Below are 16,955 nucleotides of genomic sequence, written 5' to 3'. Positions count from 1 at the left end.
CACATTCAGGGTTTTGAATTGCTATTATTTTCGAAACTTTTCCGGTAAGTCAATCTTCTCCACAATTTCTCAAGCGGGCCTTGGTTGAACTTGGACAGCCATGCTTCCGCAAACAGCAGCTGGATGGCGAAGATGCCAAGAGCGATCAGTGTTCCTGTAAGCAGGTCTACTTGGCCATACAAGCCGAATCCATATGAATAAAAAATCAATGTGGCAATCAACGACTGCATAATATAGATAGTCAACGACATCCGTCCTACTTGCCCAAACGGACGCAGCAGCTTTCGGAGAGCTGCGTTTTGAGCGAGCAAAGCAATCATCGCCGCATAGCCGACCGCCACCAGCGGACCGCCGAAAATATCCTGCAAATAAACAAATGCGTAATTTTTATCGAACAGTTGGGGAGTTGCTTTCAGCAGCAATCCGGCAAGCAGCGGGACGACGGCAAGAAAAATCCACACCTTTCGGTATTGTTTAGCCCGTTCAATCAACCGCCATTTAGCAGCAGCCGCCCCGGCCATCATAAACGGCAGGATGGTCGCAATCTGAATGATAAAATTAAACGGGTTATTGCTGTATACCCAATCTGACAGGCGTTGACCAAAAATATCGACAAAAGTTCCATTCGCATATGCGTCAATTGAACTTTGTACAGCTTGAATACCTGTATAAAAATTAGGATTAGCCGATACTGCTATAAACATCAAAGCCAGAAGCAAAGCATGCGGCACTGCATAGATCAGCACCGCCAGCCATGCCAGAAGCCTGGATGGAAGATTGAGCATGCCGATCAACAAAAATCCAATCACTGCATAAGTGATTAAAATATCGCCATACCATAGGAGAAATGCATGCAAAATGCCGATGCCGAGCAAAACCAGCAGTCTCCGTGCCGCCAGCGGAATAAATAGCTGTGTTTTTTCTTCAGCCTTTAAAAATTGCATTGCTAATCCATACCCGAAGAGCATGGAAAATAACGGGTAGAAGCTGGCTTGGATGAAAATATCAATAAATCCGTAAATTTCGGCATCATACGGACGAGTATAATACGTATACGGATTTACATATGATAAGGGCGAGTGGAAGGTCAGCATATTGATAATCAATATGCCAAGAAGCGCGAAGCCTCTCATCATATCAATCGCTTCCACCCGCTCATTTGATGCAACGGGTTGTATTTTCACATAAATCCTCCTATATTCTCACTTCATGGCCCGCGGCGAACAAATAAAGCGAACGCTCTTTGATCTGAATGCGCAAAATCGCTTCAACAGCTTCCTGGTAAACTGCCAGCTGGACAGTATACCTTGCTGCCATTTCATGCGGCACATCCGAAAGCTGGCGGATGCGGTCCGTTTTATAATCGAGCAGCACCCAGCCGTCCGGTTCCTCAAACAAACAATCGACTATCCCTTGGATGATTTGGCGGTCGCCATCAGCATCTTCCCTAGCATACGTGAACGGAACTTCCCGTTTGATGTTTGTCGCCTTCATCAACCGCCCCGCAATATCGCTTTCATAGAAACGCTCAATTTCCCGGACATTGATAGCCTTTCCTTCATCCGGCGATAAAATCTCCATGCCGACCAGGGCATCGACAAACTCCCTGATTTCTGCGGCTGCCAATTTCCGGTCAAGCGGAATATGCTGCATGACCGCATGGACCGCCGTCCCGACATCAGCAGCGGACAGCCGCTTTTCCTGCATAAAATCAGGTCGATTGAAAACGGTGCGGCGTTCAGCCGTCGCGGTTTGGACAAATGATTCAGGCTCATCCATGCGCTGCAGCATCTGCAGCCGTTTCATCTCAGAAACCGATTGCTTCGACCGCTTTTCTACCGTGTGCTGATATGGATAACGGAAATCAAAGCGGTCTGTTATCTTTTCAGTGAAATCTTCTTCTCCAGCTTTAGATTGCAGCAGTTCATCGATATTCGCCGCAGACGAGAGAAGATCGCGCGTTTCCACTACAGAAATCCGGAAGCGCGAATGGTGGTCCAGGATGCTGCCATTCAATTTGAAGATATCCGCCGCATCAGGATGGCGTGACAATGCCGGACCGACCCAATCCAAATAGCCTTTTGCCCTCGATCGTACAAATTCAGGAAGTCGCACTTCTGTTGACGCCACTTTCCATTTTTCAATCTGCTTATCAATTTCTTTGACAGATGCGGTTAGAAACAATCGTTCTTTTGCACGCGTCATCGCCACATACAAGACCCGCATCTCTTCTGCCTTCATTTGTAATTCCTTCACTTCCTTGACCGCTAAAAACGGCAAAGACGTATATTCAATGCGAGTATCCGGATTCACGGCTTTCACAGCAAGGCCGTAGTCTTGATCCAGCAAATAGGATTTCCGGAAGTCCATTTCGTTGAAGGATCTGCCGAGCCCCGCGAAAAAGACGACAGGAAATTCAAGGCCTTTCGATTTATGGACCGTCATCAGCCGCACAACATTTTCTTTTTCGCTCAAGGACTTCGCCGCCCCTAAATCATTGCCTCTCTCCCGCATCCGGTCGATAAAGCGCAAAAAGCGGAACAGTCCTCGGAACGATGTCTTCTCATATTCCAGCGCACGGTCATGCAAAGCACGCAGATTCGCTTGGCGCTGTTTGCCATTCGACATGGCGCCGACCATTTCGTAATAATTTGTATCAAGATAAACCTGCCAGATCAATTCAGCCAGAGAACCACGGCGTGCCAGATTGCGCCAGTCTTCCAACTGGAAAACAAAACGCCGCAGCTTCTCCGCTGCTGCTGGATCGATGCCAGAACCCCCGCGGATAAAAACTTTCACCGCTTCATAAAAAGAAGCTTGCGGCGCGGCTAGCCGGATTTCCGCCAATTCATTTTCCGCCAGCCCTATAAAAGGCGCCCTCAGCACCGAGACAAGCGGAATATCCTGGTAAGGATTATCAATCACCCGCAAGGCATTCATCATGATCATGACTTCCAGCGCGTCAAAGTAACCGCCTGTCAGTTCTGCGTAAAGTGGAATGCCGGCTTTTTTGAATTCGTCGACAAAATCGCCTGACCAGGTCATGGAACGCATCAGCACAACAATATCGCTGTACTCTAATTGCCGCTGCTCTTTTTTCCATGGATCGTAAACAAGCGTCTCTTTCTCCATCAACTCACGGATTTTGCCGGCGATGTAGCGGGCTTCCCATTGCGATTTTTCAAAATCGTCGTCAACCGAAGATTCTTCTTCGCTTTCCGGTTCGTGAATCAGCGCCAACTCAATCGGCATCTCTTGATCGGGATAGGGTGCCAACGCCTTCAAGGCCGCCGCTTCATCATAATCGATTTCCCCTACCCGTTCCCCCATGATTTGAGAGAAAATGTAATTGGTCCCATCCAGCACTTCTTTGCGGCTCCTGAAATTGGCATTCAGGTCGATGCGCAGGCCTGCTTGCCCCGCTTCTTTTGTGAATCGGGAATATTTCCCTAAAAAAAGCATGGGTTCTGCCAAGCGGAAGCGGTAAATGGATTGTTTGACGTCTCCCACCATGAAGAGGTTGCCTGTTTTTTCATCGCCCGACTTTACAAGATTCAAAATGGTTTCCTGAAGCATGTTCGTATCCTGGTATTCGTCCACCAAAACTTCTTTGAAGAGGTTCCGGTACTCAAACGCAATGGCGGAAGGATTTCCCTCATCCGATAAAATCCGCAAAGCGTAATGCTCCAAATCAGAAAAATCGACAAGGGCCCGCTCAATCTTCAGCGCTTTATATTGGTTTGCGAAAGTTTGCGTCAGATGGACCAAAGTTTTCATTAAAGGCGCCATTTCCCGCATCTCATCCAACAAGCGTTTCGGCGTACGCACAAAATAGGCGTCGAACACATCATTGACAATTTTTTTAGCTTGGTTCCGTTTGGCTTTGGCTTCATCAGCCAGCTCCGGATCACAGGAGTCTTTCCGGACGGAGGCAGCTTTGGCCCAAGAGAACGTTTTAGCCAGTGAATAAACAGTTTCCCATGATTCCTCAAGTGCTTCGATTGCAGTCTTTATGACTGCGGCGTCCAGTTCAAAGGTATCGGACAACAAAGCAGGACCATCAGGGGCAGCGGCAATGCGGAGGCCTTCATGCGTCACTTGCAGCGCTTCCTCCAGCGCATGGCGGATCGTCATTTTCAGGTCGCCGATAAACGGCAAGCTGTCGATTGACGCCCCAAGCGGCACATCGTAGAGCGCCGGAACTTGTTCAAGCCATTGCTCGGGTTGTGGATGAACGCGCGAATAATCGTATAATTTACTGATCAGCACTTCCATTGCCTGGTCGCTGCGGTCGGAAGTGAAGCTGTCAGCCAAACGATAGACTTCATCCGCCCCTTCCCCTTCATATGCCGCTTCAAGAATCGCTTCCATTACGTCATCGCGCAATAAGGCGGCTTCCGTCTCGTTAGCAATGCGGAAACCTGGATCGATTTCCAGCAGGTAAGCGTACTGCTTCACCACTTGCAGGCAAAATGAATGCAGCGTCGAAATTTGGGCTTTGTTGATCAAGCGCAGCTGCTTGCGCAAATGCTTGGATTCCGGATTCCCGGCCACCGCTTTTTCCAGTGCATTCGACATGCGGTGCCGCATTTCAGCCGCTGATGCGTTGGTGAATGTCACAACCAGCAGCTCATCAACCGAAATCGGATTTTCCTCGTCCAGTACTTTTTCGATCATCCGGTTGATCAAGACAGCAGTCTTTCCGGAACCGGCGGCAGCGGAAACGAGCATGTCTTGTCCCTTCGCCCATATCGCCCGCCATTGTTCATCTGTCCACGTGGCATCAGCTGGTTTTATCGGAATCATTCTCTGTCGTCTCCTTTCGTATCAATTCCACCGCTTTGTCGGCTGGCAGTGCCGGCAGCTTCCGGTACGACTGATCAGGATCTGCCGGATCAAATTGGCAGATTGAACGGTACGAGCAAAACTGGCACGGCGTATCTTCTTTGACTTTGTACGGAATGATGCGCGTGTCCCCTTCCAAGATGCCATTGCCTGCACTCTGGTGCTTGTTGCGGACGAATTTGCGGATCATCTCCATGTCTTCTTTCATCACCGTCTTGGATTGCGACTTCGAAATTTCCCCTTTTTTGTTCATCCGGACTGGAATGATGTTCGAGAATCCTTCTATCTCCTCATCCATTGCATAAATGACAGCGGGGTCTTCCACGACGAGGCCGTTCATCTTGAACGATTTGGCCACTTCCTCTTCAAGCTCTTCCGAAGTCATCAGTTTGGTCAATTTCAGCATCGGATTATGCATATGAAAGTAAAGGACGCCTGCCGGTTCAGCAGGTTCGCCAAGCCAGCGTTCTGAATGGGTCAACGCAACATCAAGATAGGTGAATGTCTGAAGCGCAAGTCCATGATATACATCGCTCAAATCAAGCCCTTGTTTGGACGATTTATAGTCCACAACCCGAATGTACGGTTTGCCATTGATTTCCGTCGAATCAATGCGGTCGATCCGCCCTCGCACATTCATCTTGCGGCCTTTTTTCAAATCAATATCCAGCGGCGGAATGGTCTCTTTCGGCCCAAATCCGACCTCCAGTGCGACCGGCGCAAATCCTGTCACTTTTGCGTGCTTGCTCAGCATGAAGGCAGTTTGGCGGATAATGCCCTCCAACTTGTGCTGAATATAGCGGTAGCGATGTGAACTGATTAAGATATGATTGACAAAATAAGGCGCCAGCTGTTCCATCGCTTGTTTCGCCAGCTCTTGGCACTGTTTCCGGGTCAATGATGACCATGAAACGTCCAGCCTGTTCACTTCATCGGAAATCCATTTGATGGCCGCATGGAACAGATCCCCCATTGCCGGCGGCGCCAGCTTGTACTGGCTGCGTTCTTCCAACCGCAATCCGTATTGCACATAATGGGCAAACGGGCAGCTGAAATAAGTCTCGACGCGCGGTACACTTGCGGAAATAGGTGTGCCGTATAAAGGTTCCGCAACATCTTCACGCAACTCATCCGCTTTGTTCGGTTTGACCGGTTCCAAAATTCGGTTTACCACGGATGACCATAACGGGTCTTTATGGTAATAGGCGAGCACCGCCCGCCACTCAGGCGTCAAATCCCCTTCGCGTATTTGGGAAGTCAGATATGCCAGCGTCGCCCGTGGATGCGAAATATATTCCAGATGCGAAACTTCTCCCAATTCCGCCGGATCAATGACTGCCGGCCAAATGGCTACGCCGAGCATGTCGACCAATTTTTGAATATAGACCGACGGCAAAAGCGCCTTGCCTTCTTCGTCTGCAATCGGATAAGATACTGTCAGCAAATCGGATGCTGATGTGAACGCCCGGTAAACCATATAGGTTTCATCCATGAGCCGCATTTTGGAAGAAGGTGCCAATTCAATGCCGACTTGGGAAAACCAATCCCGGTCAGCATCCGTCAACAGGCCTTCCTGCTCGATTCTTCTTGGCAAGACTCCGTCATTGGCTCCGATAACGAACACCGATTTGATGTCCATCAAACGCGCCAAATCGATTTTTGACACCGTCACTTGATCCAGGGATGTCGGAATGCGTGAAAATTCCAGCGTCTCGAATCCTTCATCCAGAATCTTCACTGCCGTAGCAAGCTCCAGCTCCTTATCGCCGAACATCAGCACAAATTGGTCCAATACACCGATCCATTCGTTCCAAGCCTGTTCATGTTCTGTCGCGGCGAGCAGCCGGTGCTCCCTTTCCTCCCGCTCCTTAAGGTGCTGGATTTTTGCATAGACATCCATTTCTTCTATAAAAGAATATAGCGCTTGTGCGATTTCCCTTCCAGTCGCACAATCATCCAAACCGGTTTTCAAACGGGCAAGAGGCTCCCGGATCAAATCGCGGACTGCATGCAATTCCATCTGCATGGCCAATTCCTCATCGGTTTGGATGCCTGTGTGAAATTCGAGTCCCCGATATTTCTTATAAAACCAGCGATTTTCTTCAAACCAACGCTCACCGTAAATTCCGTTCGCGATGATGAAATTCTCTAAAACGTCGCTTCTTTCCCGCCATTTTGAAACGCTTCCTTCAGGAAAGAACAAATCGGTCTTTACAGCCCGGAAAACCGGTTCATATGAATAGTTAGACAGCACAGCTTCCAGAACCGACCGGTTGAATTCAATCAGCGGATGGTGAAGCATCGATTTTTTCCGGCTTATAAAATAAGGAATATCGTACTGCGGAAAAATCGTATTGATCAATTCGTCATAGACTTCCGGATCGCGGTACAGCAAGGCGATTTCGCTATACCTTAAACCGCCCCTCACTTGATCGCGGATCTTTCTTGCTATGGCATGCATTTCCGCTCTTCTGCTCGAAGATTCAATGATAGCTACATTTCCATCCGAAGCTGTTTTTTTCGCCGGGTAATCGTCAAAATGCCGCTCAAGATGGGAAAGCTCCGGATTATTGTACCGGCGCGGAGAATGCATATGGACAGATGGATCGATCGCTACTCCTTCTTTTCGGGCCTGCTCAACCAATCGCTGCACAGTGATCGCCGACTGATAAAACAATGCCTGTTCGTCTTGGGGATCTGTCTGGTCGTCCAGCGGCAATGCGATGGTCACCGATTTCGCATATTTCATCAGTTCACCGATGATTTCAAATTCGCGGGCTGTGAATGTTACAAACCCATCCATATAGATTTCCGCGTGCTTTACAATTTCGGAATGCTTTATTTTCTCCGACAGCAAAGCTAAATGCCCTTCAGAATCGACAAACACTTTTCCGAGGCGGCTTTCGATTTCTGTAAGAATCAGTTCAAGGTCTGCCGCTTTATCAAGCAATGTCCGCGGAGCTCCTGCTTCAGACAGGGAAGAGCGGATGTTCGTCAATTCGTCGCATGCCACGCAATACCTTGAAAACTCTTTGACCAGCTGCTCGATCTGATCGGTGAACCCTCTTTTTCCGGCAGCCCTCCGGAACAGGTGGAAATCTTCACGGTGCTCCTCCAGCAAACTGCGGATGAGCATCCGATAGCCGAATGTATCCACTTCTTTTCGGCTAATGCCTCCGACTTCCTGCAATACCCGCCACGCCAACCGTTTGAAGGTCATTGCTTGTGCCCGGATCGTTCCCCTCATGCCATCTGTCGTTGACAACCGATACTCGGTCGAGAAAGACATTTGGTCAGGTACGATCAAAAAAATCGGATCGCCATCCGCCCGCTGTTTTAATTCCTCTATAATTTCATTTTGCATGAACCGGGTTTTTCCGGAACCTGCACGTCCATATACGATTCGTAATGGCACAAAATCACCTCTCTAACTAGGAACGTTTGTTCTTATTTTATAGGAAATCTGCTATAAAATCCACTGCAGCCGTTTCATTGCTGTCCTCTTCTTTGTTCTTCTCTTATTCTGCGAAACTCAGCTTCCGCTTTTTTGTTCATCCGGTTTTCGAGAACTTTTCCGCCGACATACAGCAGCGCAATAAGCAAGACAACGATAGCTGTCCGGATTGGCTGGGTAAACAGGGCACGGATGTCGTGCCCGACAAAGGTGACGATAAAGACCATTACAAATTTCCCGGCCATCAGCGTCACCAGGTAATAATACCGGCGTATATTCGCAAGGCCGGCCACCACATTCACGAGCGCTGAAGGTGTGAATGGAAAGCAAATGATCAAGAAAAGAGGGCCGAACCCATGCTGCTCTACCCAATGGATGAGCTTTTGAACTCTTTTATGCCGTGTCATGAAATGCAAGAAACGGGCTTGGCCAAATTTGCGGACTATCAAAAATACCGCATAAGAGCCTGCCACAGTCCCTGCCCATGACAAAAGAAAACCGACCCAAAATCCATATGCTGTTGCGTTGGCTATGACAAAAGCGAACAACGGTAAAAAAGGAAGAAATGCTTCAAGAAACGGAAGCAAAACCCCTATAATCGGCCCTAACGCCCGATATGACTGAGTCAACTCATATATATTTTCCCAAGAAACGATATCCATCATATTGTCCATCCTTCAATCTTTATATTTATCTATCTTATCAAAAAACAGCCTTCGCCTTTATGCATTGAAGATTTTTCGACGCGCAGAAATCAAAGGGGGACTGCCATAACAAAACGGGGGTCAGTGGTATGCTTATTTCCATTGGTTCCTTTTTTAAATGGAAACCAAATGATAAACTGGCAATATAAGCTGACTATCTGATGCGGCGAACAACGGGGGTAAAAGCGAGTGCTTTATGAAATTCTGCTCTTGGCTCGATTCCCCAGTCCAACAAACCGGCACAAGATATACGTTTATCATTACTTTACACTCTTTCCCCTGATTTGGAAAAGAGAAATACTCGTACATAAGGAGAGAGGCAATTTGGATGCACGTGGGTTCACCGCCGGACTGAAAGCCGGCACCAGTATAGCAATCGGCTATTTTCCGATAGCCCTGACTTTCGGGCTGCTCGCAAAAACAACCGGGCTTTCCATTATTGAAGCGACTGCCATGAGCATTTTCGTTTTCGCAGGAGCTGCGCAATACATATCACTTTCATTGATTGCTGCTGGCGTCGCTCCAGCAGTCATAGTATTGAACACATTTATCGTCAATATCCGCCACTTTCTAATGACGGCAGCGCTTAACGAAAAGATGCAGCCGGAAGCCAGGTGGAAAAAAGCGATATATGCTTTTGGCGTTACCGATGAATCGTTTTCGGTATTGGCTACCCAAAAAGGTGGCAGATTACGCACGGCGTTTGCAGCTGGCGTCATACTCATTTCATACGGTAGCTGGGTCATTTTTACGGCAATCGGCCATTTGATCGGCGCTAATTTACCGCAATTTCTTCAGGCATCGATGTCGATTGCGCTATATGCCATGTTTGTCGGATTGCTTGTCCCATCGATGCGTGGCAACCGCAAAGTAGTGAGCCTCGCAGTTATCGCTGCTCTTACTAATTCATTCTTTTATTTTACAGAGTGGCTTTCAACCGGCTGGGCCATCATGGTTTCAACTTTGGTCTCCGCGGTTTTCGTTGAACTTATTTCTCCAAAAGAGGTGAAATCTTAATGGGCGGATGGTTTTGGTGGATGATTTTCGGGATGGCGGCAGTGACCTATCTTCCGCGCGCAATCCCATTGACATTCTTGGAAGGACGCGAACTCCCCCTTCCTGTGCAGCATGTGCTTCGTAATATCCCTTATGCAGTTCTGGGCGCTTTGATCTTTCCTGCCATCTTTTTTGTCCAGGAAAATGTCTGGTTCGGCGTAATCGGTGCAGCTGCCGCATTCGGCATAGCCTTTGCCGGAGCCGATGTCATGGTTGTTGTATTAGGTTCGATTGCAATTTTAGCAGTTTATAGCTTGATTTTTTAATTTCCGGTTGCCGATGAAAAGACAAAATAAAAAAGCCGTCACTCATTCTCATGAGTTTCGGCTTTTTTGCGCTTGGCATACATGTTCGTGGCATACCAGAATCCTAGGGTCAAGGAGGCGGCGTTGACAACGTACAGGAACCAGGTATTTGTATAACCGGCATAGACAGCTGCTGCAATCAGCGCAACCGTTAAAATCAATCCGACGATATGGTGAAATGTCACTCGCGTGAACAGAACCACAAGCAGGCCAGGCACTAACAAAGACAATAAAAATTTTGTAACCATCGATTCCATTTTCTTGTCTCCTTATTTCACTACGATTAATCCAAGGCGGTGATGATCATGACGGAAAATGACGTGCTGGCGAAGCCTGACTTCCCTGTTATGGTCCAGCACTTCCAAGCGGCAATGCGCCGCATTGACTTGGATTGCCTCATACAGTTCCGACTCGTTTGAAACCGTCAAGCCATTCACTTTGCGGATCACTTCACCACGGATCAAGCCCATCTTATCGGCAGGCGAGTCCGGAAGCACATCGACGATCATGACGCCAAGTGCCTGTGGTGTGACTGCGTGATTTCCCTGGCGCTCTTTGACGGCGTAGAAAATGGAGATTCCCAGGCGCGCCAGCAAACCGGCCATCAAAGCCACTAAAGCCATCGGCGGCCATAGGAACGCTCCTAGAGACAATACTACAATCATTCCGCCAGCAATCATCAGGGATTTTCCGATGACCGGAAACAGATAGATTGGCAAGGTTTTGCGCGCACGGTTCTGAAATCCGAAAACAACCGGAAATAATATAAAGGAAAAGACACTTTCCCCAATCGGCAGCTGCGGCCAGTAAGGGGCATACGATTCCACTGCTGATCCAGGTACGACCAACAGTACAGGAATCAGCCATAACCGTTTCGAATTGTAGAAGGCGGCCATCAGACCCCGAGAGGATTTTTCCAGTCTTGGCGATGCAGAGACTGCACCGTGTTTTTTGACAAGCCACCCTTCAAGCAACACAATTGCTCCTGTGATCAAGGCAACTGGAAGCAGCCAGTTCCATGAAAGGAAAAGGCCATTGTAACGGAAAAAGCCGAAATCAAGGGACCAGCCATTGGTACGCATCAGCCAGCCAAGAAACACAGCGGCTGCCGATAAATAAACAAATGATCCCAATTGGTAAAAGGCGGAGAGCAGCATCACTATACTGACGATGCTCAGCGCAATCAGCCATTCCATCGGAACCACTAAACCGATTCCTGCAAACAGAACGGACAATACAACAGCAAACAGAAAGCCGTCTTTCAGCAAACCGACGAACTCTGTCCAGCCCCAGACAATTCGTGTCCTAAATGCTTTCCGCTCTTTTTTCACCCTAAAATACCCTAGAAGAACTGCGGCTATTAGCGATATGTAAAAAACGGGATTAATAAAAAACCTACCTATGTCGAGCACAACATCCATTAACACGTTCTAAACACCTTCCCATCACCGGCAACACACGTTTCTTATCATTGTACCAAAGAACATCCGTATTCTGCACTTCTTTTTCGGTTAATTGAACGCAGCGCGAAGCTGATCCAAAATATCTTGGGTTCCTTCTATTCCTGCTGACAGCCGGACTGTCTGTTTAGTCACGCCGATTTTCTGTTTCTCTTCTTCTGACAGTTCACGGTGCGATGTACTATATGGATACGAGACTGATGTCTCGACTCCCGCGAGCGTCGGCACAATTTTAATCCAGCCAAGAGCAGCAAAAAATTGATGTACGTCCACATGCTCAGGAAGTTCAAATGTTACAATTGCACCTTTTCCTGGGTACCATACACGTACCTTCCCTTCCAAAAAAGAGGCAATTTCCTTGGCATTTTCAGTTTGCGCTTTCATGCGGAGCGCCAATGTTTTAATGCCCCGTACCGTCAGCCAAGCTTCAAACGGGCTTAAGTTCATGCCAAGGCTGACAATGCGCGCCTCCGCCTGTTGAAGCAAGTCCGCATGTCCTGTAAGAACTCCCGCTGTAGCGTCTCCATGCCCGCCTAAATACTTTGTCGCGCTATGGACGACCAAATCAGCGCCAGCCGCATATGGCTTTTCGGTATACGGCGTGGCAAACGTATTGTCAATCATCACTTTAACACCATATCGCTTTGCCAACCCGCAAAGCCCTGCGATATCTTCCACGCGCAAGAAGGGATTCGTGATCGATTCACTGACCGCCAGCTTCACTTCCGGATAGTCGATGAGATACTGTTCAACGGAGGCTTTATCCGAAAAATCGGTGAAATGGACAATTATGCCCATTCGTACAAGCTCTTCTTTCAATAGAAAAAAAGTGCCCCCGTAAACATCTTCAGCAGCAAGCACGTGGTCCCCTGTCTGGACGACCGATAAAATACCAGCGAGTATTGCCGCCATCCCTGATGCTGCTGCTACCCCTTTCGGCGCGCCCTCTAACTCGGCAACCGTCTGCCCGAGAGCATCGGTATTTGGATTGGCAGTTCTGGAGTACAGATAAGTTCCGTTTCCTTCATAATAGCCTTCCATTTCCTCCAAAGAAGAAAATGAAAAAGCGGATGTCTGGAATATCGGCATGACTTGCGGTTGGATAATCCGGTCTTCTGCTCTGGCCGTGTGCACTGACATCGTTTCTAGCGACTTCATAAACTCATCCCCTTACTCCAAATTGGCAATATAATCCCTCATAGTTTCCTCATCCATCGGGCCGATGTGCTTGTTTTGAACACGGCCTTCTGTATCAATCATATAAGAAGTCGGTATGGTAACGGCCTGATAGACAGATCCGATATCTCCTTCTTTATCCAGTGGAATAGGGAAGGTCAGATTGTTCGCTTCAACGAACTCCTTGACTTTATCCACCCCCCGGTCTTGCGTGGTCAAATTCACTGCTAAGACTTCCACATTTTCCCCTTGTGCTTCATCATAGTAGTTCTGCATGAGCGGCATTTCCGCTTTGCAAGGAGGACACCATGTGGCCCAAAAATTCAAAATCACTTTTTTTCCTTTATAATCCGATAACTTGGCGGTTTCACCGGACAGAGTCGTTAACTCGAAATCAGGCGCCACTTCCCCTGGAGCCAGCCCATCTTTCGTAGCCAAAAATTCCACATCGGTACCGACAGACAAGGTCTCAAGAGATTTGTTTTCTTCGATGTTATTTTTTACAGCACCGGCGACAGCGATTCCGATCATAACGGCAATCAGCAACAATCCAATTAGTTTTTTCGGCATTCCTTTTTCACTCCGTTCCTCTTCATCATACGATAGAATGCACTCAATATTCCACTAATGATGCAATGAATTTCCTTCAAAAAAGCTTCCTGAACAGCAAAACAGCCGGCATCTTTCCAGATGCCGGCTGTCCAAACTTATAACGATACAAACGATGCAGGGTTGACTGCGTTGGTCCGAGCACCATTCCATGGACCTACATGAATTTCAAAATGCAGATGGGATCCGGTTGAACGGCCTGTGTTGCCCATTCCCCCTATCCGCTGGCCTTGGCTTACTTGTTGTCCAGCGGAGACGTCAATCGAATTCAAATGCGCGTATACAGTCGCATGTGTTTGCCCGTTGATCGAGTGGGTGAGGATGACAACATTGCCGTATCCGCCCATGCTTCCCGAGAATGATACATAACCGTTTGCTGCTGCTTTAATATTCGTGCCTACACTATTTGCAATGTCTACTCCTTGATGGAATTCAGGTCCATCGCCAATATTTCGCCATCCAAATGTAGATGTATAACGGCCGGAAGCAGGTGTGACGAAACCCGAACTTGAAACTTTCGCCGGAGCTGTATAGGAAGAAGCAGAAGAATTTGAAGCCCGGACTTTTTCAGCCGCCGCTTTGCGTTCTGCAGCAAGCTTGCGCTGGCGTTCTGCTTCCACTTTGCGGGCTAGCTCAGCTAAGCGGTTTTGTTCTTCTTCGATCTGTTTTTCTAATTTCGAGCTGACATCGATAGCTTCGTTGCGCTGCTGCACCAATTCGGATTTTTCTTTAGCAAGGAGCTTTTGTTCAGCCTTCAGTTCTTCTGCAAAGCCTGCCTGCTCTTCCTTTTGGCCATTCAATTTGTCATTAAGCCCAACAAGTTCTGCGCGGCGTTGTTCTTGTTCGGCCAATTTCGTCTCCACTTGCGCTTGGTGTACAGCCAATAGTTTTTCATCGGCTGCTTGTTCACGCATAATTTCACGATCCGCTTCGATTAGTGTATTAACCGCCGAAAAACGGTCGATAAAATCGACAAAGTTGTTTGCTCCAAGAAGCACATCCACATAATCCACAGAACCTCCGCTCTTTTGGATTGCACGGGCGCGTTCTTCAAGCAACGCTTCACGTTCCTCTATTTTGAGTTCGAGCTCTTCAATCGATTTTTTCAACCCATCGATTTCCGTTTTCGTATAGTCGATATCCGCCTGTACGCTGTCGATTTTTGCTGTTGTCTCATCCATCTTCCGGTTCAAATCCTCGATTTTCGCTATAAGCTTTTCCAGCTTTGAAGCATTCTCGCTCATTTTCTCCGTTTTTTTGCTGATATCAGAAGCCAACTCGTTTTTCTGCTGCTGAGCTTCTTGCTGCTTTTGTTCCAATTCACTTAATTTGTCCGCATTCGCAGCTGATGGCATCAAGATGGCTAAAGCCAACACAGTTGAAATACCTGACAACATCCATTTCGATCTCACGTTCGAGGTCCCCTTTCGGCTTTACGTTCTTTGCCTGCCTGTCTCTATCTGTATTTTTCTATTAAAAAACTCCGTTAAACGAATTTATTGATTTTGAAGGGAACCGCGCTCTTTTTGACAAGAGCGCATCCTTTGTTCCTTCTGAAGAAAATCAACAATAACCTTTAACAGAGCACTTTTCTTTCTTTATACGCGCAAGAATTTGCGGATGGACATGAAGCTGCCCCAGATTCCGATAAATACGCCCATCACAAGGATCAACGCGCTCACTTGGTAAATGAACGGTGTCAAATCAAGCAATTGAATCATTTCACCGCTTAATTTCGGCTGCGCGAAGTCGGTTACTTGATAGTAAAGCGTAGATACAAGTGCAATCGGAATAATCGATCCTAACAAACCTAGCCACATGCCTTCCAAGATGAAAGGAATTCGGACAAACCAATTGGTCGCGCCTACTAGTTTCATAATCTCGATTTCATGGCGTCTCGCAACTATAGTAATGCGAATCGTATTGGAAATCAAGAACATTGCGGTAAATAATAATGCCAAAATCAGCACTAAACCGACATTTCGTCCCATATTCAGGAATTTGAACAGCTTCTCAATTTTGCCTTCGCCGTATTTCACATCTTCAATATTGTCTAATTTCGCGATTTCAGTCGCCACTTGCTCTGTTTGCTGAGGTTCCGACGCTTTCACGTAAAACACATCAAACAGCGGGTTGCTTTGCTGGAACAAACTCAACTCGTCGCCAAAATCTAGAACCAAATCAGTCAACTCTTCTTCTTTTGTCGAAAATTCTACAGATTCAACGCCTGGCATGGATCGGATTGTTGCTTCTATTGCTTCTATTCTAGCATCATCCGCTTCCAAAGAAACGAAAGTTTTAATTTCTACGTCATTTTCTAAATCATCTGCAACTTTGTTCAAATTCATCATGATTAAAACGAACACACCGACTAGCAGCAAGGTCACAGTAACAGCACTGACAGAAGCAAATGTCATCCAGCTGTTGCGCCCCAAACTTTTCAAACTTTCCCTGAAATGGCGAGTTAATGTTCTAGCCTTCATAGCCGTAGTCACCTCCAGCTACATCGCGAACAATCAAGCCGCCTTCAATTGCAATGACACGATGCCTTCTTTTGTTTACTACTTCACGGTTGTGGGTAGCCATTAAAATAGTTGTTCCTGTTGCATTGATCCGTTCAAACAGATCCATAATATCCCAAGAAGTCTCGGGATCAAGATTACCCGTCGGCTCATCGGCGATCACGATTTTGGGTTTGTTGACGATTGAACGCGCAATAGAAACCCGCTGTTGTTCCCCACCAGACAATTCTGTCGGAAACATCCGAGCCTTATGTTTCAATCCCACTAAATCCAGCACTTCCATTACCCTTTTCCGGATCATTTCAGGTGTTTCTTCAATTACTTCCAGGGCAAATGCGACATTTTCGTAGACATTCAATCTTGGAAGCAGCTTGAAATCCTGGAACACTACGCCGATCTGACGGCGAAGCATTGGCACTCTTTTGTTTTTTAATGTAGCGATATCCACGTTATTGATCAACATCTGGCCTGAAGTCGGACGTTCTTCCCGATACATCATTTTAATGAATGTTGACTTTCCGGCACCACTTGGCCCTACTACATAAACGAATTCACCTTGCCCAATTTCAACGGTCAATCCGTTGAGGGCAACAATGCCATTCGGATACTTCTTATAAACGTTCTTCATTTGAATCATTTACTTAACCACCTATATATACTGGATTTATCTCCAATTTGCATTTCCGCTAAAATTTCCGACTGACTCATTATATCACCTCAAACCTTTTTTTGTATTACAATTGTGTTTCAATTGTTTTTGAACCTCTTCATTTCTTGCATCTAAAGACCCTAAATCCGAGTTTAATCCGCGTCGATTTTCGCAT

The 16,955-nt window shown here is 47.2% G+C and carries 13 protein-coding genes; 2 read left to right on the top strand and 11 right to left on the bottom strand.

Annotated elements, in window-relative coordinates:
* Nucleotides 1-5: 5 nt before the first annotated feature.
* From FQV30_RS05545 to FQV30_RS05530, 4 genes are all read right to left on the bottom strand, one after another.
* Complete coding sequence (locus FQV30_RS05545; RefSeq protein WP_146499108.1) at nucleotides 6-1,184, bottom strand: DUF418 domain-containing protein; 1,179 nt, start codon at nucleotides 1,182-1,184, stop codon at nucleotides 6-8.
* A 10-nt stretch (nucleotides 1,185-1,194) separates the two neighbouring features.
* Nucleotides 1,195-4,806 (bottom strand): helicase-exonuclease AddAB subunit AddA, encoded by a 3,612-nt coding sequence (gene addA, locus FQV30_RS05540; protein WP_146499107.1) that lies wholly within the window; start codon nucleotides 4,804-4,806, stop codon nucleotides 1,195-1,197.
* On the bottom strand, nucleotides 4,784-8,260 hold the full coding sequence (gene addB / locus FQV30_RS05535; RefSeq protein WP_146499106.1) for a helicase-exonuclease AddAB subunit AddB: 3,477 nt from the start codon (nucleotides 8,258-8,260) through the stop codon (nucleotides 4,784-4,786). Before addB ends, addA begins: the two co-directional genes overlap by 23 nt.
* A 74-nt stretch (nucleotides 8,261-8,334) precedes the next feature.
* Complete coding sequence (locus tag FQV30_RS05530) at nucleotides 8,335-8,964, bottom strand: TVP38/TMEM64 family protein (protein WP_186725534.1); 630 nt, start codon at nucleotides 8,962-8,964, stop codon at nucleotides 8,335-8,337.
* 363 nt (nucleotides 8,965-9,327) lie between these two features.
* Between FQV30_RS05530 and FQV30_RS05525 the strand changes: the two genes are divergently transcribed.
* Nucleotides 9,328-10,020, top strand: a complete 693-nt coding sequence (locus FQV30_RS05525) for an AzlC family ABC transporter permease (protein ID WP_146499104.1) — start codon at nucleotides 9,328-9,330, stop codon at nucleotides 10,018-10,020.
* Nucleotides 10,020-10,325 carry an AzlD domain-containing protein gene (locus FQV30_RS05520; protein ID WP_146499103.1) on the top strand — a complete coding sequence of 102 codons (306 nt, stop codon included), beginning with the start codon at nucleotides 10,020-10,022 and terminating at the stop codon, nucleotides 10,323-10,325. Before FQV30_RS05525 ends, FQV30_RS05520 begins: the two co-directional genes overlap by 1 nt.
* Nucleotides 10,326-10,363: 38 nt before the next feature.
* On the opposite strand, the gene FQV30_RS05515 is transcribed toward FQV30_RS05520, so the two are convergent.
* The 7 genes from FQV30_RS05515 to ftsE form a co-directional block, all read right to left on the bottom strand.
* A complete protein-coding gene (locus tag FQV30_RS05515) occupies nucleotides 10,364-10,621 on the bottom strand; it encodes a DUF2198 family protein (RefSeq protein WP_146499102.1) in 258 nt (85 codons plus the stop codon).
* A gap of 12 nt (nucleotides 10,622-10,633) precedes the next feature.
* A complete protein-coding gene (locus tag FQV30_RS05510) occupies nucleotides 10,634-11,695 on the bottom strand; it encodes a PDZ domain-containing protein (RefSeq protein ID WP_255473324.1) in 1,062 nt (353 codons plus the stop codon).
* Between the two features lie 180 nt (nucleotides 11,696-11,875).
* On the bottom strand, nucleotides 11,876-12,982 hold the full coding sequence (locus FQV30_RS05505) for a trans-sulfuration enzyme family protein (protein ID WP_146499101.1): 1,107 nt from the start codon (nucleotides 12,980-12,982) through the stop codon (nucleotides 11,876-11,878).
* Between the two features lie 12 nt (nucleotides 12,983-12,994).
* A complete protein-coding gene (locus tag FQV30_RS05500) occupies nucleotides 12,995-13,570 on the bottom strand; it encodes a redoxin domain-containing protein (RefSeq protein ID WP_146499100.1) in 576 nt (191 codons plus the stop codon).
* A 137-nt stretch (nucleotides 13,571-13,707) separates the two neighbouring features.
* Nucleotides 13,708-15,021 (bottom strand): murein hydrolase activator EnvC family protein, encoded by a 1,314-nt coding sequence (locus FQV30_RS05495; RefSeq protein ID WP_255473323.1) that lies wholly within the window; start codon nucleotides 15,019-15,021, stop codon nucleotides 13,708-13,710.
* Nucleotides 15,022-15,207: 186 nt separating this feature from the next.
* On the bottom strand, nucleotides 15,208-16,092 hold the full coding sequence (ftsX, locus tag FQV30_RS05490) for a permease-like cell division protein FtsX (protein WP_146499099.1): 885 nt from the start codon (nucleotides 16,090-16,092) through the stop codon (nucleotides 15,208-15,210).
* Nucleotides 16,082-16,768: a cell division ATP-binding protein FtsE gene (ftsE, locus tag FQV30_RS05485; protein ID WP_146499098.1), complete on the bottom strand. Its 687-nt coding sequence runs from the start codon at nucleotides 16,766-16,768 to the stop codon at nucleotides 16,082-16,084. The genes ftsX and ftsE overlap by 11 nt, the downstream gene beginning before the upstream one ends.
* Nucleotides 16,769-16,955: the final 187 nt, after the last annotated feature.

Origin of the sequence: Planomicrobium sp. CPCC 101110, assembly GCF_007859395.1 — a bacterium.
GTDB lineage: Bacteria > Bacillota > Bacilli > Bacillales_A > Planococcaceae > Planococcus.
The sequence above is the reverse complement of the archived record's forward strand: the minus strand, read 5'-3'. Positions and strand labels throughout refer to the sequence as shown.